This window comes from Arthrobacter sp. 2762 (assembly GCF_040548745.1).
In the GTDB taxonomy this organism is placed as follows: domain Bacteria; phylum Actinomycetota; class Actinomycetes; order Actinomycetales; family Micrococcaceae; genus Arthrobacter.
Genome location: NZ_JBEPSI010000004.1, coordinates 308,573 through 335,012, shown reverse-complemented (window position 1 = coordinate 335,012; position 26,440 = coordinate 308,573). Strand labels below are relative to the sequence as shown.

The following is a 26,440-nucleotide window of genomic DNA, read 5'->3' as shown; positions in this document are numbered from 1 at the left end:
GCATGCTGCGCGTAGCTCTCTCCCAATTGACGACGCACTTCCGGCGATTCGTCGCAATCGGGCTCGCCGTGATGCTGTCCGTTATGTTCCTCTCCGCCACGCTTATGGTGGGCGCGAGCACGAATGCTTCACTAGGCGCCAGTATCGGCGAGGCCTACCGGAACGCGGATCTTATTGCTGCATCCAAGAACGGTGAGGCCTTCAGCCAGGCCGCGGTGGATGCCGCGACGTCCGCGCCGGCAGTCAAGGAGCAATATGCCGAGCGATCCACCTACGTGACGTTTGTGGCCGGTGGTGGTGAGCAGCAGGGCAGGCTCCGGAATGTGGCGCCGTCATCCCTGGAGGGCGCAGTCTTGTCCTCAGGTTCCATGCCGTCGCAGCCCTTCGAAGCCGTCGTCGACGTCAAGACCGCAGAGCATCTCGGACTCACCGTTGGAAGTTCGCTTGAGCTGCACGGTGCCGGACCCGTCAAGAACGCCAAGGTGAAAGTTATCGGCCTGATTCAGGCCACGAATGATCCCTTCTCGTCCTCGGCGGCCCAGCTTGTCGCTTCAGAGTCTGTCCTGAACGCGGTGCAGGATGCCGGAGCAGGATATTCGGGACTGCAATTCATCCTCCAACCCGGCGAAGACGTCTCCGCAGCGAAGGAGTACATCGCGCACCGCATGGAAGCGGCAGGTGCCGATGCCCCCATCCTGGAAACCGCGCAGGAGAAGGTCACATCCACGGTCGCCATGCTGAGCGCCGGTCAGGACCAACTCACAGTGGTACTGCTCGCCTTTGCCGGCGTCGCTATCCTCGTCTCGACTCTGGTGGTGGCCAATACGTTCTCCGTGCTGGTAGCCCAGCGAACAAGGGAACTGGCGCTTCTTCGGTGCCTCGGCGCGGGACGGTCACAGATCCGCAGATCGGTCATGCTGGAGGCACTGGTGGTTGGATTCATTTCCTCCGTGCTGGGCGTGGTTGCCGCAACCGGCCTCATGTACGGGCTCATCGCCTGGGCGAAGACACAGCCTGAGCAGGCTTTTGCCACCCTGGCCGTACCGCCGTCGGCAATCATCGCCGGCCTTGTGGCCGGAACGCTGCTGACAGTCATTGCAGCCCTGGTCCCCGCCAAAGCTGCTACCGCGGTGGCTCCCCTGGCTGCCCTAAGACCTGCCGATGACGCTGCTGTTGGCAACCGGCGCGGCAAGGTCCGCTTGGTTCTGGGCCTGGTGGCACTCCTCGGGGGCGTGTCACTGCTGATTTTCGGCAGCACCACCGTCTCGCTGCTGATTGCCTTGCTCGGTGGAGCCCTCTCCTTTATTGGGATCCTGCTGTGCTCAACGCTGTTCATTCCCACGGTAGTCGCCTTGGCTGGACGCTTGGCCGCACCTGTGGGTGTTCCGGGGAAGCTGGCTGCAGTCAACGCCACGCGCAATCCCGCCCGTACGTCGGCTACCGCCGCGGCCTTGCTGATTGGCGTCACCCTGGTGTCCCTGATGATGACCGGCGCCGCAACCTCACGGCAAGCTTTCGACGATACCCTCGCAGAGAACTATCCGGTGGACCTTGCAGCGATGACCGCGGCTGGTGCCAGCGGCTCCGGCGATGCCGCTGTCTCCCGTATCAAGGCAATCGACGGCGTGCATGCCGCAGTCCTCCTCCCGGCTGTCGGTACCCTTGCCGAGGCCACGCCTGAGGGTGGAAATACCGTCTATTCACTATCCGCAGCCAATGCCGCATATGTGCTGCGGGACAGCACATTGCAGCCAGGCCCCGGTACCGTCTACCTGCCCGAGGACTCCACAGGCGGAGCCGCGAAGATCTCGACGGCGGCCGGTCCCGTATCGCTGGATGCCAAGGTCCTGCGGACGCGTCACATCCCACCTTTCGTTGAGACCTCCAGCATCCCGTCCAGTGCCTTGCCGGAAATGCCCGGCATGGTGTGGGTGAAACTGGACGACTCGGTATCGGCTGAACGTGTCCAAGCCATTCAAAAGGAAGTGGCCGCAGCCTTGGGCGTGCAGGAACGCACTGTCAGCGGAGCTGCAATCGAGCGCGTGACCTTTAACAGCATCATCGACGTCCTGTTGCTGGTGGTCACAGGCTTGCTGGGCGTGGCAGTGGTGATTGCCCTGATCGGTGTGGCGAACACGTTGTCCCTCTCCGTCCTTGAACGAACGCGGGAGAACTCCTTGCTGAGGGCACTGGGCTTGACGAAGGGTCAACTCCGGGGAATGCTCGCGATCGAGGCCGTGCTCGTAGCCGGTGTGGCCGCAGTCCTCGGTGCAGGCATCGGCATCGCCTATGGTTGGCTCGGCGCCCAAGCCGCTCTTGGTGGTGTGGCTGATGTTGTTCCGGCGGTTCCGTGGCTGCAGCTCGCAACGGTATTCGGCGTGGCTGTGGTGGCGGGTTTGCTGGCCTCCGTGATTCCTGCCCATCGTGCAGCGCGGCTGTCCCCTGTGGAGGGTCTGGCCACGGCCTAATCGCTCTCTCTCATCGTCCTGCCATATGAGAAATGCTCTCTCACTTCCTGCCGCTGAACGGGAGGATGTGAGAGAGCATTTCTGTTTTAGGGCAGTTATGTGCGAGAGCGAATGGTGCCTACGCTTCCGCCGGTTCCTCGTAGCGCGGGAAGATCGGCGCCGGAGCCGGAAGCTCAGTTCCCGGAACGATCGGCGTGGCGATGGCAGCAAACTGCCTGGCATCGCCTTCGGGCTGTCCGAGCACCTCAAGGAGCTTGGCGGACGAGGAAGGCATCACCGGCTGGGCGAGGATCGCCACGATGCGGACAACTTCCAGGGTGACGTACAGCACGGTATTCATCCGCTCGACGTCGGTCTTCCGCAGCACCCACGGGGCCTGATCGGCGAAGTAGGCGTTGGTGTCGCCCAGCACTGTCCAGATAGCCTCCAGGGCGCGGCTGAACTCCTGCTTGTCAAAGGCGCCCCGGGCGGTAGTCAGCAATTCTCCGGCCTTGGCGAGCAAGGCATTGTCCCCGGCCGTGAACTCTCCGGGGACAGGAACCTTGCCTTCACAGTTCTTCGCCACCATGGACAACGAACGCTGGGCAAGATTGCCAAAGTTGTTGGCCAGGTCCGAATTCATGCGGCCCACGATTGCCTCATGGTTGTAGCTGCCATCGGCGCCAAAGGGGACTTCCCGGAGGAAGAAGAACCGGCACTGGTCCAGCCCGTACTGCGCCACGAAGTCCTGTGGGGCGACAACATTGCCCAGGGACTTGGACATCTTCACGCCGTTGTTGGTCAGGAAGCCGTGGATCATGACGCGCTTGGGCAATGCGAGCCCTGCGCTCATGAGGAAGGCCGGCCAGTAGATCGCATGGAAGCGGGAAATGTCCTTGCCGATAACGTGGACATCGGCTGGCCAGAATTTCCTGAAGGACTCGGACTCGACGTCCGGGTATCCGGCACCGGTGAGGTAATTCGTCAAGGCATCCACCCAGACGTACATGACGTGCTTCTCATCGCCCGGAACAGGGACACCCCAGTCGAAAGTAGTACGGCTGATGGAGAGATCCTCAAGTCCGCGCTTCACAAAGCTGATGACCTCGTTGAACCGGGACTGCGGCGCACCAAACTCAGGCTGTGCCTCATAGAGGGCCAGGAGCTTCTCCTGGTAAGCGGACAAGCGGAAGAAGTAGCTCTCCTCAGCTGTCCAGGTGACGAGGGTATCCGTCTCTTTCGAGTAGCGGAGGCCGTCTTCCTTGACGACGGTATCGTCCTCAACGTAATACGCTTCGTCCCGGACCGAGTACCAGCCCTCGTACTTGGACAGGTAGATGTCACCGTTCGCTTCCATCTTCTTCCAGATGGCTTGCGACGCCGTGTAGTGGTCCGGGTCCGTGGTGCGAATGAAACGGTCATGGGAAATTCCCAGATCCTGGCTCATCTGCTTGAACGCCGCCGAGTTGCGATCCGCGAGCTGCTTGGCCGTAATGCCTTCCTTCTCGGCCGACTGCTGCATCTTGAGCCCGTGCTCGTCCGTGCCGGTCATGAAGAACACCTCATGGCCGTCGAGGCGCTTGAAGCGCGCCATGGCATCAGTCGCGATGACCTCGTAGGCGTGTCCGATGTGCGGCACGCCATTGGGGTAGCTGATAGCCGTGGTGATGTAGAACGGGGATTTCTCTGCAGACGTCACTCTAAGAAGTTACCTTTTTTTCGGATGGAATGACTGGACCGGCCGCAAAGGACAGCCGGTCCGGTCTGTGCCGGATATCCCGGCGAAGGAGCAGTCGTGCGGACTAGTTCAGTTCGGTCAGCGTATCGCTGAGCCGGACCAGTTCGTGGTCGTGTGAAGCCACGAGCACAGCGATGCCATCGCTCGTGGTGTCCTTCAGGATGCCGATGATGCGGTTGGCTGCAGCACGGTCCAAGCTGGCAGTAGGCTCATCCACCACCAGGACGCGGGTGCCCAGGATCAGGGCCCTCGCGATTGCCACACGCTGGCGCTCACCGCCGGAAAGCTGGGCGGGACGGTGCCGCATGCGGCGTCCGAGGCCCACCAGGTCCAGGAGGTCCTTGGCCATCTCCGTGCGCTGTTCCACTTCTCCATCCGGCACGGCGGGCAGCAGCACGTTCTCGAGGGCGCTCATGCCGTCGATCAAGGCGCCGCCCTGATCGACGTAGCCAATCAAGGCACGGCGCCGGTCGGCAATCTCGTCGTCGCCCATGGACGCCAAGGACTGGCCTTCCCAAAACACGGTGCCCGACGTCGGCAGGGTCAGCCCGGCGCTGACGGTCAGGATACTGGTCTTGCCCGAGCCGCTTCGGCCGGCGATGCAATGCATCTCGCCCGCGTGCAGGGTTAGGTTGAAGTCATCCACGACGTCGACTTCCTCGGCGCCGCCCTTGTCTCCGCCGTAATGGATGGTGACGCGGCTGAGCTCCAAGGGTGTGGCGTGGTCGGATGCCCGGATGATGGTGTTGGCACGTGTCTGCAGCGACTCGTCCGTGGATTCCGGGGTCGCCGTCAGCTCGGGTTTGAGGTTGTCAGTCATTTGACTACTTTCGTTGCAATCGGAATCCAGCAAATTACGGCCAGCAGCCCGGCCAGTCCGGCCCAGAGTGCTGCGTACGGAGCAAGGAGCAGCCCCAGTCCAAGGGCACCAAGGACGCCCAAGGGAAGCGCCACGGTGCCGACAAGTGCATTTTCAAAGAAGCGGACCTGGCCCAGCATGTCCGGGTTCCAGCCCATGGCACGCAAAGTGCCCAGATACTCGCGCTTGGCGTGAAGCTCGAACCGCCCGGTCACGAGTGTGAGCAGCAGACCCACAACCACGCCAAACACAGCGAGGATCACGCTGGGCAAAGCGATGCTCGCGGCGGCCAGCCCACTCAAGGCACTGGCTCCTGCTGCCCGGGGGATGTCGATCAACAGTGCGATCAAGGCCCCCACTGCGGCACCGAAGACGCCTACGGCCACGGCCAGTGAGACAGAGTTGAAACGGTTGGTAGTGAGCTGCCTGTTGGCGAACGTCAAGGGCGAATCAACAGTGACGAGGCGTTCATCATGCTGGGGTTCCTGGTCTACCTCCACGCGGTGACGCAGCTGCTGGGCAGCCAGCAACGCAGCGCCCACGTAGATGATGAGCATGGTCACTGAGACGATCACAGTGGCAAGGTTCCAACTGAGCAGGCTCAAAATAATCCCTGCCGCGGCCAAGGCGGCCGCGCCCACGGCGAACTCTTCGAGCACCCAGGACCTGACGCGCTTCTGCGTCCAGCCCATTGCCCTCAGGATTCCTGCTTCGCTCCGGCGCTGCCGGATGTAGCTGACCGTCGAGGCACCAGTCAGGAGCGTGGCGCCAAGAAGCGTCAGGAAGAGCAGGGTGATGTTTGTCCCTGTCAGCGAACCCGAAACGGCGTCAGCCGCGTCCTGCCGAACCCAGGACTGCTGGACAGTGCCCAGCGGAGATTCCTTGCCGGCGTCGTCCTTGCTGTACCCGGGGACGAAGATATTGGCGTCTTCGCGGGCGGAACCCGCCACCACGGTCGCTTCAAGGCCCAGTTCGCGGATCTGGGCAGCCAGCTTTTCAACGTCCGGCTGGGCCTGCTTCCACGTTCCAGTGGCGTTGGCGCGGACACGGATGGCGTCGATGACGTCGGCGTTGGTGTCATAGCCACGGGCTGCGGCCAGGCCGTAATAGTCAGTGATGGCGCCGGCCGACTGGCTGACCAGACCTGTGGCGCTCAGTGATGGCTTCAGGACAGTGCCATTGGCGTCCTTGCCCTCGGCGTCCTTGCTCAGTGTCAAGGGAGCCGGGTCATAGCCGCCCAATGGGAGCTTGTTGACGTCACCGGCTGCGGCCTGAACGTCTGCCGGATTAAACGTGCCGTACACCATCGGCATGGGAGTCGCGGGCTTTTTTCCGGTTTCGAGGTCTTCCCGGTAGGAGCGCTCATCCACAGGCTTGCGCTGGGTCTGGTCCACGGCTGCGCCGAAGGACGACTTTTCCGGAAGGCGGTTGACTGTGACCCAGTCCCCCGGCGTTGCAGTCTTCTCCGAAGCACCGTTGGAGGCTTCGTCGCCCTCCTTGTACTTCGGGGCTGCAGCAAACGCAGTGCTCCAGGTCGCCGGGTTGTAAAGCCCTTGGCTGAAGGAGGCAGTACTGCCCAGGAGCTGGCTGTGGTCAGTTGAGCCCGGCCATTCAAGGGCAAATGGGGCCTTGGAAACGAACGGCAGGTAATCCTTGTCCAGGGACCGCGTTACAGTGCCGACATCCTTGACTACTTTGCCGTTGTTGTCGATTTCCTCGATCTTGACCGAGTACTTCAAATCCAGGGACGTTCCCGAGCGAACAATCAGCGGAATGGCCTGGGAATCATCAGTCAGCAGTCCGTCACGCTTTGCCTGCTGGTACTGCGTCATCAAGGGGGCCCAGTACTTCAGCTTCACACCGAGGAAATCGGGTCCTTCTTCAAGCTGGTTCATGCTGAGGCCGCTGGTGAAGAGACTTTCGAAATGCCGGCCAATAGCGCCTGCATTGCGGGCGTCCGCTGGCGGAGCCTTCTCCAAGGGTGCAAGGAAATCACCTGCGGAGCCCAACAGCGCCCTCTCGGAGGCAGGATCGACGGCGACGACAGACTCAGTCACCTCCGGCCCCAGTGGAAGCGCCACCGAAAGATTGAAGAGGTTGTGCTCCGAGCCGAGTGCTGGAGCGGGGAACTTAATCCCGGTCTCGCCGTCGGGACCCGCGATCCGGACATTCGTACCACCGGCAGCCTGTTCCTTGATCAGACGGCCCTTGCCCAGGGTCCCTTCGGCGCTCGTCTTGAAAAGGGTTTGCTGGTTGACGCCATCGGAGCTTGTGGCGGAGGCCGTCAGCCGGTACTTCTTGGGCGTATCGGACAAAACGGATTCAGCTGCGGGCCACTTGCTGGAGTCCATGGCCGAGGGGTCCCCTGCGGTTATGCCACCGGCAAGGCCGGCGTTGTACCCCAGGTAGTCCATGGCATTGAGGCGCGGAGCCTCGAGGTTCTGCGAAACCCGCGAAACGAGGCTGATGGGAGCAGCGACTGCCGTCTGGCCCATGGTGCGGATTTTCTCCAGCTGCTCAAAGCTGATGCCGCCCTGCCCATTGGCGATTTCCGGCTGGATCAGTGCACCGCCGTCCCCGTCCTGTGAGGGGTCCGGCTTTGCCTGGACCAGGATGTCGTAGAGTCCCCGCGAGTTCTCATCCACAGTCCTGTTCAGAGCGGCCTGTGACTGGCTCTGGACTAGGACGGACAAGCACATCGCGACGATCAAAATGGCCGCGGTCAGCAGCAGCACACGGCTTCTGATGAACCTTTGGACGGCGTTCATTGGGCTCCCTGGGACCTTGATTGCGGGCGCGCACACATGCTCCGTGAATCCTTGAAAAACACAAAGGAATTCCGGGCTTTATGTGCAAAAAGTAGTGGCCGGCCTGCTGCCGGGTCCGAATCCCGGACCAAGCCATTGTAAGCAGACCGACCACCGTTGCGTGTCAGTGGTGTGTCCCCGGCACGCGAACTTGGCTGATGAGGAGCAGTCCTAGTCCTCCAGGTCCACCTCGCGGACCATGTCGGCGCCAATGCCCGCCTTGATGGCTTCCAGTACCTGCTGCGGAACAGAACTGTCGATGGTCAGGAGCGCAAGCACCTGGCCCCCCTCGGTCTGGCGTGCAACCTGCATGCCGCCGATATTGATGTTGTTCATGCCCAGGATGTGGCCGATGGTGCCAATGACACCGGGACGGTCCGCGTAAGCCACCACCACCAAGTGCTCACTGATGGGGATTTCCACGTCATAGCCGTTGACGCCAACGAGCTTCTCCACTTGCTTGGGTCCGGTCAAGGTACCGGCAACGGAGATCTGGGAACCGTCGCTGAGCGCACCACGGATCGTGAGGACGTTGCGGTAGTCCTCGGCGTCCGGGGTGGTGATCAGGCGCGTATTAATTCCGCGCTGCTCTGCGATGACAGGGGCGTTGACGTAGGAGACCTGCTCCGTGACGACATCGGCGAAGACGCCCTTCAAGGCAGCGAGCTCAAGCACCTTGACGTCCAGCGCGGCAATCTCGCCGGCAACCTCGACGTCGATCTGGGTCAGCGAGGCATGGGTCAGCGCCGTGAAGATCCGGCCGAGCTTTTCGATCAGCGGGATGCCCGGACGAATGTCCGGAGCGATTACGCCGCCTGCGACGTTCACGGCATCCGGCACGAGCTCGCCGGCAAGGGCAAGGCGTACGGACTTGGCCACCGAGACACCGGCCTTTTCCTGGGCCTCGTCCGTGGATGCGCCCAGGTGCGGGGTGACCACCACGTTGTCCAGTTCGAAGAAAGGCAGATCCGTGCTGGGTTCCTTGACGAAGACATCCACGCCGGCACCGGCAATCTGGCCTTCCTTCAGGGCGATGTAGAGCGCTTCCTCATCTACCAGGCCGCCACGGGCCACGTTGATGACGTAGGCTGTTTCCTTCATCTTGCGGAAGGCGTCGGCGCCAAGCATGCCCACCGTCTCGGGCGTCTTGGGCATGTGGATGGTGATGAAGTCGGAGTTTTCCAGGAGTTCATCCAGGGTGACCAGCTTGACCCCGAGCTGTGCGGCACGAGCGGCCGTGATGTAGGGGTCGTACGCCAGGATCTCGGTTTCGAAACCCTGAAGGCGGGCTGCCACGAGGGCGCCGATACGGCCGAGGCCGATGATGCCGATCTTCTTCTCGAAGAGTTCGATGCCGGTGTACTTGGAACGCTTCCACTCACCGTTCTTCAGCGCGGAGCTCGCCTGGGGAATGTGGCGGGCGAGGCTCAGGATGTGGCCGACCGTCAACTCGGCTGCTGAAACGATGTTGGACGTCGGTGCGTTGACGACCATGACACCGGCCTGCGTTGCGGACTTGATGTCCACGTTGTCCAGTCCCACGCCGGCCCGGGCGATGACCTTAAGGTTCTTCGCAGCGGCAATGGCTTCGGCATCAACCTGGGTAGCCGAGCGAACCAGGATTGCGTCGACGTCGGCGATTGCGGACAGCAGCTGGGAACGGTCGGCGCCGTCGGTTTGGCGGATTTCAAAGTCCGGGCCCAATGCCTCGACGGTGGCGGGTGAAAGTTCCTCAGCGAGGAGGACGACGGGTTTGGTGGCTGACACGGGGTGGCACCTTACTTTGGACAACTTTGGGACAGTACTGGACAAGGAGCGGATGCGCCGGGCCCGGACACGACGCCGGGACCAGCCCAGAATATCGAACCTGGACAGGGATTCCGGTGCCGGTGAACGATGTTACGGCCCGGTTGAGGTTGTTGTGAAGAATTTCACAGGACGCTGTGTTTGGAGGAGCGGCTGCGAAACAGCGACGCCCGCCCGGCTTTGTTCGCCGGACGGGCGTCGGTTTCAGTGCCTAAGGCACTGGGCAAAACGTCAGCGGGCTGCGGAGCCTTCAACGTAGTCCTGGTCCTGCTGCTGCCAGGAGAACAAGGAACGCAGCTCGCGGCCAACCTCTTCGATCGGGTGCTGCTCTGCCTTGGCACGCAGTTCCTTGAACTCGACGGCGCCGTTGTCCTGGTCCTCGATGAAGCGCTTGGCGAAGGCACCACTCTGGATGTCCGCGAGGACAGCCTTCATGTTTTCCTTCACCTCGGGAGTGATGACGCGGGGGCCGGAAACGTAGTCGCCGTACTCTGCGGTATCGGAGACGCTCCAGCGCTGCTTGGCGATGCCACCTTCCCACATGAGGTCAACGATGAGCTTGAGCTCGTGAAGGACCTCGAAGTAGGCAATCTGCGGCTGGTAGCCGGCTTCGGTGAGGGTTTCGAAGCCGTACTGGACCAGCTGGGAAACGCCGCCACAAAGGACGGACTGTTCGCCGAAGAGGTCCGTTTCGGTTTCTTCGGTGAAGGTGGTCTTGATGACACCGGCGCGGGTGCCACCGATGGCCTTGGCGTAGGACTTGGCCAGCTCCCAAGCGGAACCGGATGCGTCCTGCTCAACAGCGATGATGTCCGGGATGCCGCGGCCGGCTTCGAACTCGCGGCGCACGGTGTGGCCAGGAGCCTTCGGAGCGATCAGGATGACGTCGACGCCTGCAGGGGGCTCGATGTAGCCGAAGCGGATGTTGAAGCCGTGGGCGAAAGCGAGTGCCTTGCCTTCGGTCAGCTTGTCCTTGATGGAGTCGTTGTAGATCGAGCGCTGGTGCTGGTCCGGCGCGAGGATCATGATGACGTCGGCCCATTCAGCGGCGTCGGCAACGTTCTTGACCGTGAAGCCGGCGTCCTCTGCCTTGGCGGTCGACTTCGACCCTTCCTTCAGCGCGATAACAACCTCGACGCCGGAATCGCGCAGGTTCAGTGCGTGCGCGTGGCCCTGGGAACCGTAGCCGACGATGGCAACCTTGCGGCCCTGGATGATCGACAGGTCTGCGTCGTCGTCGTAGAACATTTCAGTCACTTGCGTAACTCCTCTTGAGTGGTTTCTGGATATTGATGTGGTGCTGCGGTACTGGACGCAACGCTCGGCATGGCATGCTGACGCGGCCTATGCCTGTTTCCTACGCGGAGCGGAGCGCCCTGTCACTCATGGAGCGGGATCCCCGTCCAACGGCCAGGGTGCCGGACTGCACGATTTCACGGATGCCGAACGGCTCGAGCACTGAGAGCAGTGCAGCGAGCTTCTCGGGGGTACCGGTTGCCTCGATCACCAACGAGTCTGTAGACACGTCGACGACGGCGGCACGGAACAGGTCTGCAGCTTGGGTGACCTGCAGGCGTGTCGCGGCATCCGCACGTACCTTGACCAGGATGTGGTCGCGTTGTACGGAAGATTCGGAAGTCAGCTCAACGATCTTGATCACGTTGATCAACTTGTTGAGCTGCTTGGTGACCTGCTCGATGAGGTCGCCGTCGGCATCGACGACGACCGTCATGCGGGACATGCCGGGAACCTCGGTGGGTCCCACAGCCAGTGAATTGATGTTGAACGCGCGCCGGGCGAAGAGGCTGGCTACGCGGGTCAGCACGCCGGGCTTGTCTTCGACCAGAACGGACAGTGTGTGGCGGCTCATGCCTAGTCCTCCTCTTCCCATTCCGGGGTCATATTGCGGGCAACCTGGATCTGGTCATTGCTGACGCCTGCCGGCACCATCGGCCACACCATCGAGTTGGGGCTGACGACAAAGTCGATCACGACGGGGCGGTCGTTGATTTCGAGTGCCTTCTGGATGGTGGCATCGATGTCTTCGTCCCGCTCACAACGCAGTGCGGCACAACCATAGGCGTCCGCCAGCTTGACGAAGTCCGGAATTCGGACGGTGTCGTGGCCGGTGTTCAGATCCGTGTTCGAGTAACGGCCTTCGTAGAACAGTGTCTGCCATTGGCGGACCATGCCCAGCGAGGAGTTGTTGATAATGGCGACCTTGATCGGGATGTTGTTGATGGCGCAGGTGGCCAGTTCCTGATTGGTCATCTGGAAGCAGCCGTCGCCGTCAATGGCCCAGACCACGCGGTCCGGTTCGCCAACCTTGGCACCCATTGCTGCCGGAACCGAGTATCCCATGGTTCCGGCTCCCCCGGAGTTCAGCCAGGCGTGGGGGCGCTCGTACTTGATGAACTGCGCAGCCCACATCTGGTGCTGGCCAACGCCGGCCACATAGATACCCTCCGGACCTGTGAGCTCGCCGATGCGCTTGATCACGCGCTGCGGTGCCGTCAGTCCGTCCTCGGGCTCAGTCCAACCCAAGGGGTAGGTGTCGCGCAGGTTGCCCAGGAACGCCCACCATGCGTCCAGGTCCGGTGCACCGCTCTGCTCGAACTGCATCTTCACGGCTTCGGTCAGTTCCGGAATGATCTCCTTCACCGAGCCGACAATCGGGACATCGGCCGTCCGGTTCTTGGAGATTTCCGCCGGATCGATGTCCGCGTGGATCACCTTGGCAAAAGGAGCGAAGGTCTTCAACACACCAGTGACGCGGTCATCGAACCTGGCACCGAGGGTGATGAGGAGGTCAGCCTGCTGCAGGGCGGTGACCGCAGATACCGAACCGTGCATTCCCGGCATTCCAACATGGAGGGGATGCGAGTCCGGGAAGGCGCCGCGAGCCATCAGCGTAGTGACTACCGGCGCTCCGGTTGCAAGTGCCAATTCCATGAGTTCCGCAGAAGCGTGTCCCTTGACCACACCGCCGCCCACGTAGAGAACAGGCTTGCGGGAGGCGGCGATCAGCTTGGCAGCTTCGCGGACCTGCTTGCTGTGACCACGAACCACAGGACGATAGCCCGGCAAGTCAACCTTCGGCGGCCACGAGAAGGTCATTTGGCCTACCTGGGCGTCCTTGGCAATGTCAACCAGGACGGGTCCCGGGCGGCCAGTGGAAGCCAGATGGAAGGCTTCGGCCATGACATGCGGGATGTCATTGGGGTCGGTTACCAGGAAGGAGTGCTTGGTGATGGGCATGGTGATGCCCACGATGTCCGCTTCCTGGAACGCGTCCGTACCAATGACGCCACTGGCGACCTGGCCGGTAATGGCCACCATCGGCACGGAGTCCATGTGGGCGTCCATGATGGCGGTAACGAGGTTGGTGGCACCGGGTCCCGAGGTGGCGATGCAAACGCCAACCCGTCCGGTAACCATGGCGTAGCCTTGCGCGGCGTGGCCGGCTCCCTGTTCGTGACGGACCAGGATGTGATTCATGCTGGAGGCCATCAAGGGGTCGTAGGTGGGCAGGATCGCGCCACCGGGCAAACCGAAAATATCGTCCACGCCGAGTTCTTCGAGCGAACGGACAATTGCTTGCGAGCCGGTCATCACCGTTGGGGGTACAACGTTGTTCGGCCCAAGTACAGGAGAGAGAGGTGCAGCAGTGTCGACGACGACGGCCTCAGCCGTACGGTCGACCTTATCCGGAGCCTTTGGGGCTCCAGCGGACTTTGCAGCCATCAGCGAGGGGCTGATCGGCGATCCTTTGCTCATCGGACTCTTCCTTAGTGGATCTTCAATTGATGGGTCTTGCTTCGGGGAATAAAAAAACCCCTCAGCCTTCCGGCTTTTCGAGGGGTTGCGCGTGACAGTTCGTTACCAGTCGGGCTAAGCCACGCGCTTGGTAAGTACGACGACGCCGACGGTAACGAATGAGATCATGCGTTCAGTGTTCCCTCTAAGTGAGATACGTGTCAATTGACCACTATCGTATCTCACCATATGGACAGTGGTGTCCGTCTGCCGGACTCCCCACCCCAAGACCGGGGAGTCCGGGTCAGGCATCAGCCGCAGTAAGCGCCGGTCGAGGCGCTGTGGACCAACTTTGCGTACTTGGCCAAAACACCCTTCGTGAACTTCGCCGGCAAGGGCTCCCAACCAACCTTGCGGGCTTCAAGCTCAGCTTCATCCACCAACAGGTCGAATGAACGTGCCGCGATGTCCACACGAATGCGGTCGCCGTCCTGGACGAAGGCGATGGGACCGCCGTCCACCGCTTCAGGCGCAACGTGTCCAATGCACAAACCGGTGGTACCGCCGGAGAAGCGGCCATCGGTCAGCAGCAGCACATCCTTGCCCAGTCCGGCGCCCTTGATGGCACCGGTGATCGCAAGCATTTCGCGCATACCCGGACCACCCTTGGGTCCTTCATAGCGAATGACCACGACGTCGCCCTTGTGGATCTCACCATTGTCCAGTGCGTTAAGGGCCCCTTGCTCGCGCTCGAAGACGCGGGCCGTGCCCTCAAAGACGTCGGCGTCGAAGCCGGCGCTCTTCACCACAGCCCCTTCCGGAGCCATGGTGCCGTGCAGGATGGTGATGCCACCGGTCTTGTGGATGGGGTTGTCCAGCGCCCGAAGGATTTTGCCGTCAAGGTCCGGCGGGTTGATCGAGGCAAGGTTCTCGGCGAGCGTCTTGCCTGTGACGGTAAGGCAGTCACCGTGCAGCAGCCCGGCGTCGAGAAGCGCTTTCATGATGACCGGCACGCCGCCGATCTTGTCCACATCAGTCATGACGTAGCGACCGAAGGGCTTCAGGTCGCCGAGGTGCGGGATTTTGTCGCCAATGCGGTTGAAGTCATCCAGGGTCAGTTCAACCTCGGCTTCGCGCGCAATGGCGAGCAAGTGCAGGACTGCGTTGGTGGATCCACCGAACGCCATGGTGACCGCGATGGCATTTTCGAATGCCTTCTTGGTCATGATGTCGCGGGCGGTGATTCCGAGGCGAAGCAGGTTCACCACGGCTTCGCCGGACTTGCGGGCAAAGTCATCGCGACGGCGGTCTGCCGAGGGCGGAGCGGCCGAACCCGGGAGGGACATGCCCAGCGCCTCGCCAATGCAGGCCATGGTGTTGGCCGTGTACATACCGCCGCAGGCGCCTTCGCCGGGACAAATGGCTTTTTCGATACGGGTGAGGTCCTCCATGCTCATCTTGCCCGCTGCGCAGGCGCCGACGGCCTCGAAGGCATCAATGAGCGTGACTTCCTTCTCCGAGCCGTCCTCGAGCTTGACCCATCCGGGCATGATCGATCCGGCGTAGAGGAAGACGGACGCAAGGTCCAGCCGGGCAGCAGCCATGAGCATGCCGGGAAGGGACTTGTCGCAACCAGCCAGGAGAACCGAGCCATCGATGCGCTCGGCCTGCATCACGGTTTCGACAGAGTCCGCGATGACCTCGCGGGAAACGAGCGAGAAGTGCATGCCCTCGTGGCCCATGGAAATTCCGTCCGAGACGGAGATGGTGCCGAACTGCATAGGGAATCCGCCACCGGCGTGGACGCCTTCCTTGGCACCCTGCGCAAGACGGTTGAGGGAAAGGTTGCAGGGGGTAATTTCATTCCACGAACTGGCGACACCAATTTGCGGTTTGGCGAAGTCGTCATCCCCCATCCCCACCGCACGGAACATGCCACGCGCGGGCGCGGCGTGAATTCCGTCGGTCACGACCCTGCTGCGGGGCTTGATGTCCGGTTTGGTATCTGTCGCAATTTGGGTGGCGTCGCTCATGATCCAAAGTCTATGTGTCAACGGCAGCGGCCCACGACGTAATCGAGCCGGGTTAAGCACGAAGAGAAGAATATTTCCTCGTCACCGACGGAAAACCCTGCCATTTCCACGAAGTCACCAACTGCATCACAACCGGGGTTGGACGGCCCCTAAACGCTGGACACCCCATTTGCAGCCACGTAACGTCGGAAATACCACTAACTGCACCCTGTGAGCAGAAGGGCCTCACCATGGACTGGTTGATTTGGGTCATTGTTATTGTGCTGATCGTCGCGATTGTTTGGTGGCTACTGAGCCGCAACAACGCCAGGAATTCCTCAACTGCACCATTGGGCACTGCCCCTGGCACCGGGGCTGCCGGAAGGCCGGGCACTGCCGCGCCCGCTGCCATGGAACCCAGCGACAGGATGTCGATGCCCGATACAGCCGCGGCGGTGGCTGGCGTAGCGGGCCTGGCTGGGGTTACGAACATGGGGAAGGCGGCGGCTGAGGGCAGCGGCCCCGTCGAATCCAGTATGGAATCGCGCGTGGAAACCGAAGCTCAGGCTGGACCGCCGGTGGACGAACCTGTCATTGAAACGCCCGAGGTCGACGAACCAGTGGTCGATGAACCAGTGGTGGACACGGATGCGCAGGTCACTGCCGGGAATGTGGATGACTGGGAGGCTGCCGGAACGCCGGTATCTGCACCCACGGCGGCCGAGCCCGCAGTTTCCGAGCCTGCAGTTTCCGAGCCCGCTGTCTCCGAGCCAGCAGTGGCGAAGCCCGTAGTTTCCGAACCAGCAGTTTCTGAATCCGCTGAGGGAGTGACTGCGGATGACGTTACGCGCGCCGATGACCCGCCCAAGGTGGACGAGTCAGCAGCCAACGCCGCAGATAAGGCTGAATGGGAATCCTCGTGGACGGATGCAAGCGGCACTGCCGTCCACCATCACGAATACACGGATCAACACTCGGCCACGCTGGCGGGGGCGGAAACCGCGGCTGCTGAAACGGACGACGACGATTCAACTGCACCAACGGGCCATCTCGCCGCCGAGCATCCATATGGGGTTGGCTCAGCAGGGGCCGCGGCAGACGGCAGTGGTCCCGACGGCTACCCGGTGAAGGCGGACGCTTCGACCATGACCTATCACGATGAAGATACCGCCGGCTACGCCGAAGCCACCGCGGATGTGTGGTTTGAATCGGCCGCGCACGCGGAAGCGGCCGGGTTCCGCCCTCCTCCACGGAACAGGCACTGAACAGAACAGGCTGGTTGATGCCCGCCCGGACCACAGTCCTGCTTCCGGCCGCTTTTTTACTGGCGGCTCTGCTGGCGGCTTGCACGGGTAGTCCGTCGTCGCCAGGTTCGGCCGCCACGCCTGACGGCTCCACCAGTTCCAGCGTCCCCGTGTCGCCGGGGACGGGCACCACCTCCGGATTGGTACCACCTGCCGTTCCACAAAAACCGGAGGTACAGCAAAAGCTCGACGCCGGCCTGCAGCTGCCGTGGTCCGTCGTCTTCCTGCCGGACGGCACAGCCATCGTGTCAGAACGCGATTCGGCCCAGGTCAAAAGCATTCGTGACGGCCAGGCAACGACCATCGGCGAGGTTGCCGGCGTCGAACCTGGAGGTGAAGGCGGGCTTCTGGGCCTTGCCCTGTCTCCTGCCTTCACCAGTGACCGTTGGCTTTACGCCTATTTCACGTCAGCCACCGATAACCGGATCGCCAGAATGCGCTTGTCGGAAGAGTCGGGAGGCACTTTGCGGCTTGGCGGCCCCGAGGTGGTCTTTTCCGGCATCCCAAAGGCTTCAACCCATAACGGCGGCCGGATCCGTTTTGGCCCCGACGGGTTCTTGTATGTGGGCACCGGCGATTCGCAGCGCCGGGAACAGCCGCAGGATACACACGCCTTGGGCGGAAAAATCCTGCGGCTGACTGCCGAAGGACGCCCCGCTCCGGGCAACCCGTTCGGTGAGAACCCTGTCTATAGCTATGGACACCGGAATGTTCAGGGTTTGGCGTGGGACAGCGAAGGAAGGTTGTGGGCCAGCGAGTTTGGTCCGGACGTGGACGACGAACTGAACCTGGTTACCCCTGGAGGCAACTATGGTTGGCCAACAGTGACAGGAGCCCCGGGCCGCAGCGGGTTCATTGATGCCAAGGTTGTTTGGCCTTCAACCTCTGACGCGTCGCCCAGCGGATTGGAAATTGCCGACGGCGTGGCCTACACCGGCGCCCTTCGCGGCCAACGGCTTTGGGCCATCCCGCTCAACGGCGACAAGGCGGGTTCGCCTGTGGCTTACTTCACAGCCGAGTATGGTCGGCTGAGGGACGTCGCAAAGGCTCCCGACGGGACGTTGTGGGTCCTCAGCAACAACAGAAACCCTGATTTTGCGCTGATTTTGAGGCCCTCTTCATGAACCTACAACCCTTGGCGCCGCCGATTTCCCTCATCCGCCGAAGTCGTGTAGAGTTACATGTCGTTGCGGAGATCGCCGAGGGAACAAAAGCCCCCGGGTTTGGTCGAAATCAACACCTGCACCTCTAGCTCAACTGGCAGAGCAATTGACTCTTAATCAATGGGTTCCGGGTTCGAGTCCCGGGGGGTGCACCAAGGAAAGGCCTTGGAGTGATATTCACTCCAAGGCCTTTTTTCGTTGCCTTCTTGCGCTCGAACACCACTCTTCGTGGAATGCATCACGCTGGGATAATTCTGGTTAGCGGCCGTCAAAAAGTGGTGTAGAGTTATCTGTCGTTGCGGACGTCAATGGAGAATATGACTCCTTCGTATTGACCGAAACAATAGCTGCACCTCTAGCTCAACTGGCAGAGCAATTGACTCTTAATCAATGGGTTCCGGGTTCGAGTCCCGGGGGGTGCACAGAATAGGAAAGGCTCCGGATCGTGGCTACGATCCGGAGCCTTTCCTGCTTCCTGAGGCCTTTCCTGCTTTCCCACACCGGGGAAATTCGTCACCGGCGTGGGTCAGGGGATAAGTCAGCTTCACTTCGCCACGTTCGGGCGGGTCGGCCTCAAATCTGCGGGTTGACGTCCCCCGCCGAGCGGTCAAGCGCGGGTATTCCGGCAAGGCCCCGGACGACGATCTTGAGTTCGTCGCGCAGCCGGGCGGTGTCGACCTCAACCAGGGCGAGCACGTCCTGCTCAAGCCGCACTGCTTCGGCCAAAGCTGCAGAGCCGGCGTCCGTGAGCGTCACAACGTGACTGCGGCGATCCGAGTCGCTGCGCTGACGACTGACATGCCCGTGCAGCTCAAGCCTTGAAAGAGTAGTGCCCATGGTCTGCGCCTTGACCCTGGCAACTTCAGCCAAAGCAGCCTGCGTAATGGGCCCTTTCGCAGCAAGGACTTCCATGGCGATCACGCCGGCATGCGTCAGTCCGATGTTCTTCAATTTTTCATTCCATGAGATTTCCACGAGTCGCGCAGCCGTTGAAAGCAATCGCGTGGTGGGCCATCTCTCCATATCTGGCATGCCGACAGTATATGCGCGTGGAAGCTGTTGCCGTTGCTTCTGGCCACTAAGCTGGGGAGTCGCGAACGTTAGCAAGGAGCAAATTATGGCGGAACGTCTTATTCCCGGTGATGTAGCCCCGGACTTCACACTTCAAGACCAAGATGGCAACGACGTCAGTCTTTCGGACTTCCGTGGACGGAAGGCCATTGTCTACTTTTATCCGGCAGCATCTACACCCGGCTGCACCAAGGAGGCCTGTGATTTCCGGGACAACCTCGCGTCCCTCCAGACTTCGGGTTATGAAGTAGTGGGAGTCTCTCCGGATTCCGTGAAAGCCCTGGCCAAGTTCGCGGGGGAAGAACAGCTGACGTTCCGCATACTCTCGGACGCAGAGCATTCGGTGGCCGAGGCCTATGGCGCCTGGGGCGAGAAAAAGAATTATGGCCGCACCTACATGGGCCTCATCCGTTCCACGATCGTGGTGGATCCCGACGGAAAGGTCCACCTCGCCCAGTACAACGTCAGAGCCACAGGGCACGTCGCCAAGCTTCGCCGCGACCTCAAACTCGACAAGTAGCGGGTACACTGGAGGCCGGAAGAAGGCTCCGGTCAGCCCATAGGGCTGTCCAGTGGCCAGCCAGCGCGAGTGGTGAAATTGGCAGACACGCAGGATTTAGGTTCCTGTGCCTTCGGGCGTGGGGGTTCAAGTCCCCCCTTGCGCACAGCAGTTGGAACAACACGTCAGTTGGGAGCAACACGACGGCAACACAGTGGTGAAGAACCACGGCTTCTGAAACACCCCCGGTTCGCTGAGCATTTCATTCGGACCGGGGGTGTTCTTTCCTCAAGCAGACGGGGACCATGCCCCGCAACGCGCCGGAACCGGCACCGAGGGCGTTCAACTAGACTGGAATGCGGTCTGGCCGAAGCCGGCCACAGCACTTCCGACCGGCTTGAGGGGACAAGAGTGGCAAGCAGCAAGATACGGCGGCTGGGAATACTGTTCACGGCAGTCCTCGTGATTTTGGGACTGGCATCATGTACCGGAACGCCGGGGCCCGCAGCGTCATCATCGGCAAGCAGCACGCCAGCTGCGGAGCCGACGGCTACCTTTAATTTCGGTACAGCATCCATGCCGTTGGGCCTTGACCCGGCAATGACAGCAGATTCGGAGTCGTACCGCGTAACCCGCCAGGTCCTTGAGGGGCTTGTAGGCGTCGACGGCACCACCGGGCAGACTACCCCCCTGCTCGCCACGGAATGGAAAGACAGCAACAACGGGCTGAGCTACGACTTCAAGCTCCGTGAAAAAGTAACCTTCCATGATGGAACGCCGTTCGATGCCGCCGCAGTTTGCGCCAACTTCAACCGCTGGTTTACGTTTCCCGCCGACCTGAGGAAACAAGCGCCCGGGATCTCCTTCCAAAGTGTTTTCAAGTCCTATTCGGACGAGCCAGTGTTTTCGATCTTCAAGGACTGCAAGGTTGTTTCCGCCAGCAACGTCCAGATCAACCTCACCCGACCCTTCACAGGTTTCCTGCAGGCCCTGACGCTGCCTGCCTTTGCGATATCCTCCCCCACCGCCCTGGAAGGGCAGAAGGCCAACGTCCTGGACAAGGTGCAAAATGGCCAGGCGGTGTCCGCCTACGCCAGCCATCCGGTGGGGACAGGTCCTTACGCATTCACTGCCTGGGACGAACACAAGATCACGTTGGCCAGCTATAAGGGCTATTGGGGCAACAGGGGCCAAATCGGCGTTATCAACTTCATTCCTTACGACCACGCGGAAACGCGCCAGCAAGCGCTCCTGGACGGCAAGATCGACGCCTACGATCTGGTGACGTCCGGAACCTTTGATCAACTGGTCAAAAAGGGCGTCCAGATCATCCAGCGTGACCCGTTCTCGGTGATGTACCTCGGCATGAACCAAGCGGTTGCACCCTTGGACAAGCTGGAGATCCGCCAGGCCATCGAGATGGCCATTGACAAGGAATCGTTGATCCGCAGGTTCTTCATCGACAACACGGCGCAAGCTTCACAATTTGTGCCCCCGAAGCTCAGTGGTTTCAACAACAATGCCCCTTCCTTGGGATACAACCCGGAGAAGGCGAAGGAGCTTCTGGAGAAGGCCGGCTACAAAGGTGAGGAACTGAAGTTCTACTATCCTCTGAACGCCACCCGGGCCTACATGCCCACGCCAGAGAAGATCTACGCCGAGATCAGCCGCCAGCTGGTCGCCGTAGGCATCAACATCAAGCCGGTTCCCGTGGACTGGGAGGACGGCTATCTGCAAAAGGTACAGTCCCCTGGCGACCACGCCCTGCACCTCCTGGGCTGGAATGGCTCCTATGCGGATGCTGACAACTTCCTGGGCCCGCTTTTCGGCGAGGCCAGGGGAGAGTTCGGATATACGGATTCGGAAGTTTTCCACAAGATCGAGCGGGCCCGCGCCCTGCCTGACGGCGATGACCGCAACACCCAGTACCAGTCCATCAATGCCGAGATAGCGGCGTCGGTACCGGCTGTGCCCATAGCCTTCCCTATCTCTGCGCTGGCCCTGTCCGACAAGGTGGAAAGCTATCCCGCTTCACCTGTCCTCAACGAAGTTTTCACAAACGTCCGCTTAAAGCCTTGACGATTCCCTGTAATTTCAGTATTGCGTCTGCCCGGGGATATTCTGTGACAGCCAGTGCCGCCGCTAACGGAGATTGATCGTGACCTTCATTTCCAAGACTCAACATGCCGACGTCGTCCTTATTGGCGGCGGAATCATGAGTGCCACCCTTGGTGCGTTCATCAAGCAACTCGAACCCACCTGGACCATCTCCCTCTTTGAACGACTCGACGAAGCGGGACTCGAAAGCTCCGGACCATGGAACAACGCCGGCACCGGACATGCTGCGCTGTGTGAGCTTAACTACTCCCCCGCGGCCAAGGACGGCTCCGTGGATCCTTCCAAGGCCATCCACATCAATGAGCAGTTCCAGCTTTCGCGCCAGTTCTGGTCCCACCTGGTGGACAGCAATGTCATTGGCTCCCCCAAGGGCTTCATCAACACTGTTCCGCACATGAGCTTCGTCATCGGCGATGATCACGCGAACTTCCTGAAGACCCGGTACGAGGCCCTCAAGCCCAACACGCTGTTCCGCAGCATGGAATACACCGAGGACCAGGACAAGATCGCCAAGTGGGCACCCCTCATCGTCAAGGGCCGGGACAGCAAGCAGCGCGTTGCCGCCACCCGCGCGGCGGAAGGCACCGACGTCGATTTCGGCGCACTGACCCGTGAACTGACCGGTTACCTGCGGGACACCGGCGCCGAGGTCAACTTTGGTCACGACGTCACCAACATCCATCGTGCATCAGGCGGCGGTTGGGACCTTTCCCTTAAACACCCCAAATCAGGTGAGCACGGCCGCATCCACGCCAAGTTCGTCTTCGTGGGCGCCGGTGGCGGCGCACTCCACCTGCTTCAAGCCTCGGGCATTCCGGAAAGCAAAGGCTATGGCGGATTCCCCGTCTCCGGCCAGTTCTTCCGCTGCACAGACGAGTCCATCACCTCGCAGCACAGCGCCAAGGTCTATGGCCAGGCGTCCGTTGGCGCCCCACCCATGTCCGTCCCCCACTTGGATACCCGGTTTGTTGAGGGCAAGCGTTCCCTCCTCTTTGGGCCGTACGCTGGTTTCTCCACGAACTTCCTGAAGACCTCCAGCTACCTGGACCTCCCGCTGTCCATCCGCCCGGGAAATATCATTCCGATGCTGGCAGTGGCCAAGGACAATATGGACCTCACTGCGTACCTCATCAAAGAGGTGGCCAAACGCCACGAGGCGAAGGTGGAGTCCTTGCGTGAGTACTATCCCGAGGCCGTTGGCAATGATTGGGAGCTGATCACTGCAGGCCAGCGTGTCCAGATCATCAAGAAGCACCCGCAAAAGGGCGGCATCCTGCAGTTCGGCACTGAGGTCATCGCGTCCCGCGATGGTTCCATCGGCGCCCTTTTGGGTGCGTCTCCGGGAGCTTCCACTGCTGTTCCGATCATGATTGAACTGCTGCAGAAGACGTTCCCCAAGAACTTCAAGGGTTGGCAGTCCAAGCTCAAAGACATGATGCCGGGCTATGGCGTGAAGCTTAACGAGAACCCTGAGCTTGCCGCCGAGCTTGAGGCAAGCACTGCACGGTCATTGCAACTGGAAGTGGCCAACGCCCTCCAGGGCTAGGCCGGCCGGGGCTGCGGCCGGGTTCCCGTCAGCCGAATTGTTCCGTAGATCTCAGGAGACTATGTAATGTTCCGCCTGGCCACTTTGTCCCTGGGAAACCGTGCCCTGATCGCGCTGATCACCGTCTTTGCGGCGGTGTTCGGCGTGATCACCATGGGCTCGCTCAAGCAGGAACTTATTCCGTCGATCGAGTTCCCGCAGATCACAGTCATCACGTCCATGCCGGGCGCTTCTCCCGAAGTAGTGGACAAGCAGCTGAGCAGGCCCCTTGAGACGGCCCTGAACAGCGTCGAGGGACTTGAGTCCACCACCTCCACATCCCGCAACGGTGTTTCGCAGATCACCATGGTGTTCACGTACGGCTCCAACCTTGACCGTGCACGGAACCAGATCGACCGCGCGATTTCCAACGCCAAACGCGTGCTTCCGGCCGACGTCGAACCGCAATCCATTGCCGGCAACATCAGCGACTTTCCCATCGTGTTCCTGGCTGTCTCCTCTGACAAACCGCTCAGCGAACTCAATGCCGACCTCCAGCGCTTGAGCGTTCCCCGACTACAAAAGATCGACGGCGTCCGCGGCGCCGATCTGACTGGCGGCTCCAAGCAGCACATCCTGATCCAGCCCCGCCCTGCCGATCTTGCGGCGAAGGGTGCGTCCATCCAGTCAATCAGCAGCGCACTGAAGAACAACGGCACACTGGTTCCTGTGGGCACCATAGAGGACCAGGGCAAAACCCTGTCCCTGCAACTGGGCAGCCCGGTTGATTCCCTTGATGTCATCAAGGGCTTGCCGATATCGGGCGCCAAGGATTCCGCCACCATCGGAACTGTGGCTGATGTCAGCATCGAGGACGACCCCGCCACGTCCATCACGCGCACAAATGGCAAGCCAACGCTGGCGCTGTCAGTCACCAAGAAGCCCGAAGGCGACACTGTGGCGATTTCGCACGCGGTGCGGGATGCACTTGCGCCGATGGAAGCAGAGTTGGGGAACAATGCTGCGTTCACGCCCGTCTTCGACCAGGCTCCCTTCATAGAGAAGTCCATCAAGGACCTCACCACCGAAGGGCTCCTTGGCCTGGGATTTGCCGTCGCTGTCATCCTGGTCTTCCTGATGTCCGTGCGGTCCACGCTGGTTACCGCAGTGTCGATCCCCCTTTCCCTCCTGATCACGTTCATTGGCATTTCCGCCACGGGCTACTCGTTGAACATCCTCACTCTCGGTGCGCTCACCATCGCCATTGGCCGCGTCGTTGATGATTCGATCGTGGTGATTGAAAACATCAAGCGCCACTTGAGTTATGGCGAGCACAAGCTGGCCGCCATCCTGACCTCCATCCGGGAAGTTGCCGGCGCTATCACTGCGTCCACCCTGACCACAGTGGCCGTCTTCCTGCCCATCGCGTTCGTGGGCGATCTGGCAGGTGAGTTGTTCCGGCCCTTTGCGCTGACGGTAACCATCGCCCTGTTGTCATCCTTGCTGGTTTCCCTCACGATCGTTCCCGTCCTGGCTTACTGGTTCCTTCCCTCGCCCCGCCAAGATGCCGAAGCATCAATGACGCCCAACAAGGCTGCAGCGAAGGCCCGGGAGGCCGAACAGCAGAGCAGGCTCCAGCGAGGTTACTTGCCTATCCTCGCGAAGACGCAGAAACACCCCATCCTCACTTTGTCTGCGGCGGCCTTGGTGCTGGTGGCAACGCTCGCGGTATCACCGCTGCTTGCCACAGACCTGCTGGGGAGATCCGGCGAGAACAGCATGACAGTGCGCCAGGTCCTTCCGGCAGGAACCAGTCTGGAGGCCACGAGCGCTGAAGCCACCAAGGTGGAGGACATGCTCCGAGGCGTGGAGGGCATCAAAGACGTCCAGGTGACGTCCGGTAACGCCCAGTCTGGCTTCGCCGCGCTAACGTCAACTGGCTCCTCCAACTCGACCCTCACGATCGTTACGGACGAGAAAGCGAACCAGAAGAAGCTTCAGGATGATGTCCGCTCCAAGCTCCAGGGTGCTGCAGGCAAGATCAGTGTGGGTTCGCAGCAGGGCGGATTTGGCACATCATCCACGGTGGACATCACCATCAAGGCCGCAAATTCGACTGATCTCCAGTCTGCAAGTGACGCCATGGTCAAGGCGATGCAGGACGTTCCCGGCAGCACCGAGGTGTCCACCAACCTCGCCGCGAACCAGTCCGTGGTCCAGGTGCGCGTGGATCGCGCGAAGGCCGTGGCAGCCGGCCTGACGGAGGAACAAGTGGGTGCCTTCCTGGCGTCGACCGTCAGCCCGGTCCCCGCAGGGACGGTACGCATCGAGACCAACGACTACCCCGTCCAGATTGGAAAGGGAACACGCTTCACCAGCATCACCGCGGTCCGTGCACTGCCACTCCCGACGGCGCGTGGTCCTGTGACGCTGGAGAGTATCGCCACCGTTGAACAAGTCGACACGCCTGTGTCCATCACAAGCAGCAACGGTCAGCGGACCGCAAAGGTAACCGTGACGCCGTCGGGGTCCAACTTGGGCAGCGTCAGCACCGAGGTGCAGAAGCGGCTGGCCTCCGTTGAGTTGCCTGCCGGCGTAACGGCCGCCGTTGGTGGTGCCACGACGCAGCAGGCGGAGTCCTTCCGTCAGCTTGGCTTGGCTCTCCTGGCTGCGATCGCGATCGTCTACGTCATTATGGTGGCTGCCTTCAAATCGTTGGTGCAGCCGTTGATCCTCCTGGTTTCTGTTCCCTTCGCCGCGACAGGCGCTGTGGGCTTGCTATTGGCTACGGGCGTTCCCCTGGGTTTGCCATCGCTGATTGGCATGCTGATGCTGGTTGGCATCGTGGTCACCAACGCAATCGTGCTGATCGACCTCATCAACCAGTACCGCAAACCCCACAACGGCACGCCGGGCATGAGCGTGGCCGATGCCATTACCCACGGCGCCCGCCAGCGCCTGCGACCCATCCTGATGACGGCATTGGCCACAGTGTTCGCGCTGACCCCCATGGCCCTGGGCCTCACTGGTGGCGGAGGGTTCATTTCGCAGCCGCTGGCAATCGTCGTGATCGGTGGCCTGGTGTCCTCAACGGCGCTGACACTCATCCTGGTCCCCGTCCTTTACAAGCTGGTGGAAGGACGCCGGGAGAAAAAACAACTCCTGAAGCAGCTGCAGCACCGCCCCGAAGTCACGCCGGATAAGGGAAATGGCGGGAACGGCCACGACGACTTCGTCGACTGGACCACCGGCATGGTGCCCCGGGTGACGGGACGCCGGGCGGCGAACAACCCCGCGGAGTAGACCCGCATAAACAGCCAACAGGGCCGGGAACA

16 protein-coding genes and 3 tRNA genes are annotated in these 26,440 nt (G+C 61.4%); 10 read left to right on the top strand and 9 right to left on the bottom strand.

From position 1 onward, the window contains the following. Positions 1 to 2: 2 nt before the first annotated feature. On the top strand, positions 3 to 2,468 hold the full coding sequence (locus ABIE18_RS10080) for an ABC transporter permease (RefSeq protein WP_499722557.1): 2,466 nt from the start codon (positions 3 to 5) through the stop codon (positions 2,466 to 2,468). Between the two features lie 118 nt (positions 2,469 to 2,586). Here the strand turns inward: ABIE18_RS10080 and metG are convergent, their stop codons facing one another. The 8 genes from metG to ilvD all read right to left on the bottom strand — a co-directional run bounded on the left by metG (position 2,587) and on the right by ilvD (position 15,446). Continuing rightward, positions 2,587 to 4,146 (bottom strand): methionine--tRNA ligase, encoded by a 1,560-nt coding sequence (metG, locus tag ABIE18_RS10075; RefSeq protein ID WP_499722555.1) that lies wholly within the window; start codon positions 4,144 to 4,146, stop codon positions 2,587 to 2,589. 103 nt (positions 4,147 to 4,249) lie between these two features. Further along, positions 4,250 to 5,005, bottom strand: coding sequence for an ABC transporter ATP-binding protein (locus ABIE18_RS10070; protein ID WP_499722554.1), 756 nt, complete (start codon positions 5,003 to 5,005; stop codon positions 4,250 to 4,252). Then, complete coding sequence (locus ABIE18_RS10065; RefSeq protein ID WP_499722553.1) at positions 5,002 to 7,812, bottom strand: FtsX-like permease family protein; 2,811 nt, start codon at positions 7,810 to 7,812, stop codon at positions 5,002 to 5,004. Before ABIE18_RS10065 ends, ABIE18_RS10070 begins: the two co-directional genes overlap by 4 nt. A 210-nt stretch (positions 7,813 to 8,022) precedes the next feature. Beyond that, on the bottom strand, positions 8,023 to 9,618 hold the full coding sequence (gene serA, locus ABIE18_RS10060) for a phosphoglycerate dehydrogenase (RefSeq protein WP_216923891.1): 1,596 nt from the start codon (positions 9,616 to 9,618) through the stop codon (positions 8,023 to 8,025). Positions 9,619 to 9,888: 270 nt separating this feature from the next. Beyond that, a complete protein-coding gene (ilvC, locus tag ABIE18_RS10055) occupies positions 9,889 to 10,914 on the bottom strand; it encodes a ketol-acid reductoisomerase (protein WP_263422329.1) in 1,026 nt (341 codons plus the stop codon). Between the two features lie 100 nt (positions 10,915 to 11,014). After that, the gene (gene ilvN / locus ABIE18_RS10050; RefSeq protein ID WP_216923893.1) at positions 11,015 to 11,527 is read right to left on the bottom strand and encodes an acetolactate synthase small subunit; all 513 of its coding nucleotides are present in this window, start codon (positions 11,525 to 11,527) and stop codon (positions 11,015 to 11,017) included. Positions 11,528 to 11,529: 2 nt separating this feature from the next. After that, the gene (locus ABIE18_RS10045) at positions 11,530 to 13,434 is read right to left on the bottom strand and encodes an acetolactate synthase large subunit (RefSeq protein WP_499722550.1); all 1,905 of its coding nucleotides are present in this window, start codon (positions 13,432 to 13,434) and stop codon (positions 11,530 to 11,532) included. 290 nt (positions 13,435 to 13,724) lie between these two features. Then, positions 13,725 to 15,446 carry a dihydroxy-acid dehydratase gene (ilvD, locus tag ABIE18_RS10040; RefSeq protein WP_477520101.1) on the bottom strand — a complete coding sequence of 574 codons (1,722 nt, stop codon included), beginning with the start codon at positions 15,444 to 15,446 and terminating at the stop codon, positions 13,725 to 13,727. A 230-nt stretch (positions 15,447 to 15,676) separates the two neighbouring features. Between ilvD and ABIE18_RS10035 the strand changes: the two genes are divergently transcribed. The 4 genes from ABIE18_RS10035 to ABIE18_RS10020 all read left to right on the top strand — a co-directional run bounded on the left by ABIE18_RS10035 (position 15,677) and on the right by ABIE18_RS10020 (position 18,314). Continuing rightward, a complete protein-coding gene (locus ABIE18_RS10035; protein ID WP_499722548.1) occupies positions 15,677 to 16,690 on the top strand; it encodes a sunset domain-containing protein in 1,014 nt (337 codons plus the stop codon). Between the two features lie 17 nt (positions 16,691 to 16,707). Beyond that, positions 16,708 to 17,853, top strand: a complete 1,146-nt coding sequence (locus ABIE18_RS10030) for a PQQ-dependent sugar dehydrogenase (protein WP_499722546.1) — start codon at positions 16,708 to 16,710, stop codon at positions 17,851 to 17,853. Positions 17,854 to 17,971: 118 nt separating this feature from the next. Continuing rightward, a tRNA-Lys gene (locus ABIE18_RS10025) sits at positions 17,972 to 18,047 on the top strand. A 194-nt stretch (positions 18,048 to 18,241) separates the two neighbouring features. After that, positions 18,242 to 18,314 (top strand) — tRNA-Lys (locus ABIE18_RS10020). Between the two features lie 151 nt (positions 18,315 to 18,465). On the opposite strand, the gene ABIE18_RS10015 is transcribed toward ABIE18_RS10020, so the two are convergent. Then, complete coding sequence (locus ABIE18_RS10015; protein WP_499722545.1) at positions 18,466 to 18,924, bottom strand: MarR family winged helix-turn-helix transcriptional regulator; 459 nt, start codon at positions 18,922 to 18,924, stop codon at positions 18,466 to 18,468. Between the two features lie 85 nt (positions 18,925 to 19,009). On the opposite strand from ABIE18_RS10015, the gene bcp reads away from it, so the two are divergent. The 5 genes from bcp (at position 19,010) to ABIE18_RS09990 (ending at position 26,408) form a co-directional block, all read left to right on the top strand. Next, the gene (gene bcp, locus ABIE18_RS10010; RefSeq protein WP_499722543.1) at positions 19,010 to 19,483 is read left to right on the top strand and encodes a thioredoxin-dependent thiol peroxidase; all 474 of its coding nucleotides are present in this window, start codon (positions 19,010 to 19,012) and stop codon (positions 19,481 to 19,483) included. A 63-nt stretch (positions 19,484 to 19,546) separates the two neighbouring features. Further along, positions 19,547 to 19,628 (top strand) — tRNA-Leu (locus ABIE18_RS10005). A gap of 245 nt (positions 19,629 to 19,873) precedes the next feature. Continuing rightward, positions 19,874 to 21,541: an ABC transporter substrate-binding protein gene (locus tag ABIE18_RS10000; protein ID WP_499722541.1), complete on the top strand. Its 1,668-nt coding sequence runs from the start codon at positions 19,874 to 19,876 to the stop codon at positions 21,539 to 21,541. 79 nt (positions 21,542 to 21,620) lie between these two features. Continuing rightward, on the top strand, positions 21,621 to 23,126 hold the full coding sequence (locus tag ABIE18_RS09995; RefSeq protein WP_499722539.1) for a malate:quinone oxidoreductase: 1,506 nt from the start codon (positions 21,621 to 21,623) through the stop codon (positions 23,124 to 23,126). A 66-nt stretch (positions 23,127 to 23,192) separates the two neighbouring features. Beyond that, entirely contained in the window at positions 23,193 to 26,408 is a 3,216-nt protein-coding gene (locus ABIE18_RS09990; RefSeq protein ID WP_499722537.1) for an efflux RND transporter permease subunit, read from the top strand. Positions 26,409 to 26,440 lie beyond the last annotated feature (32 nt).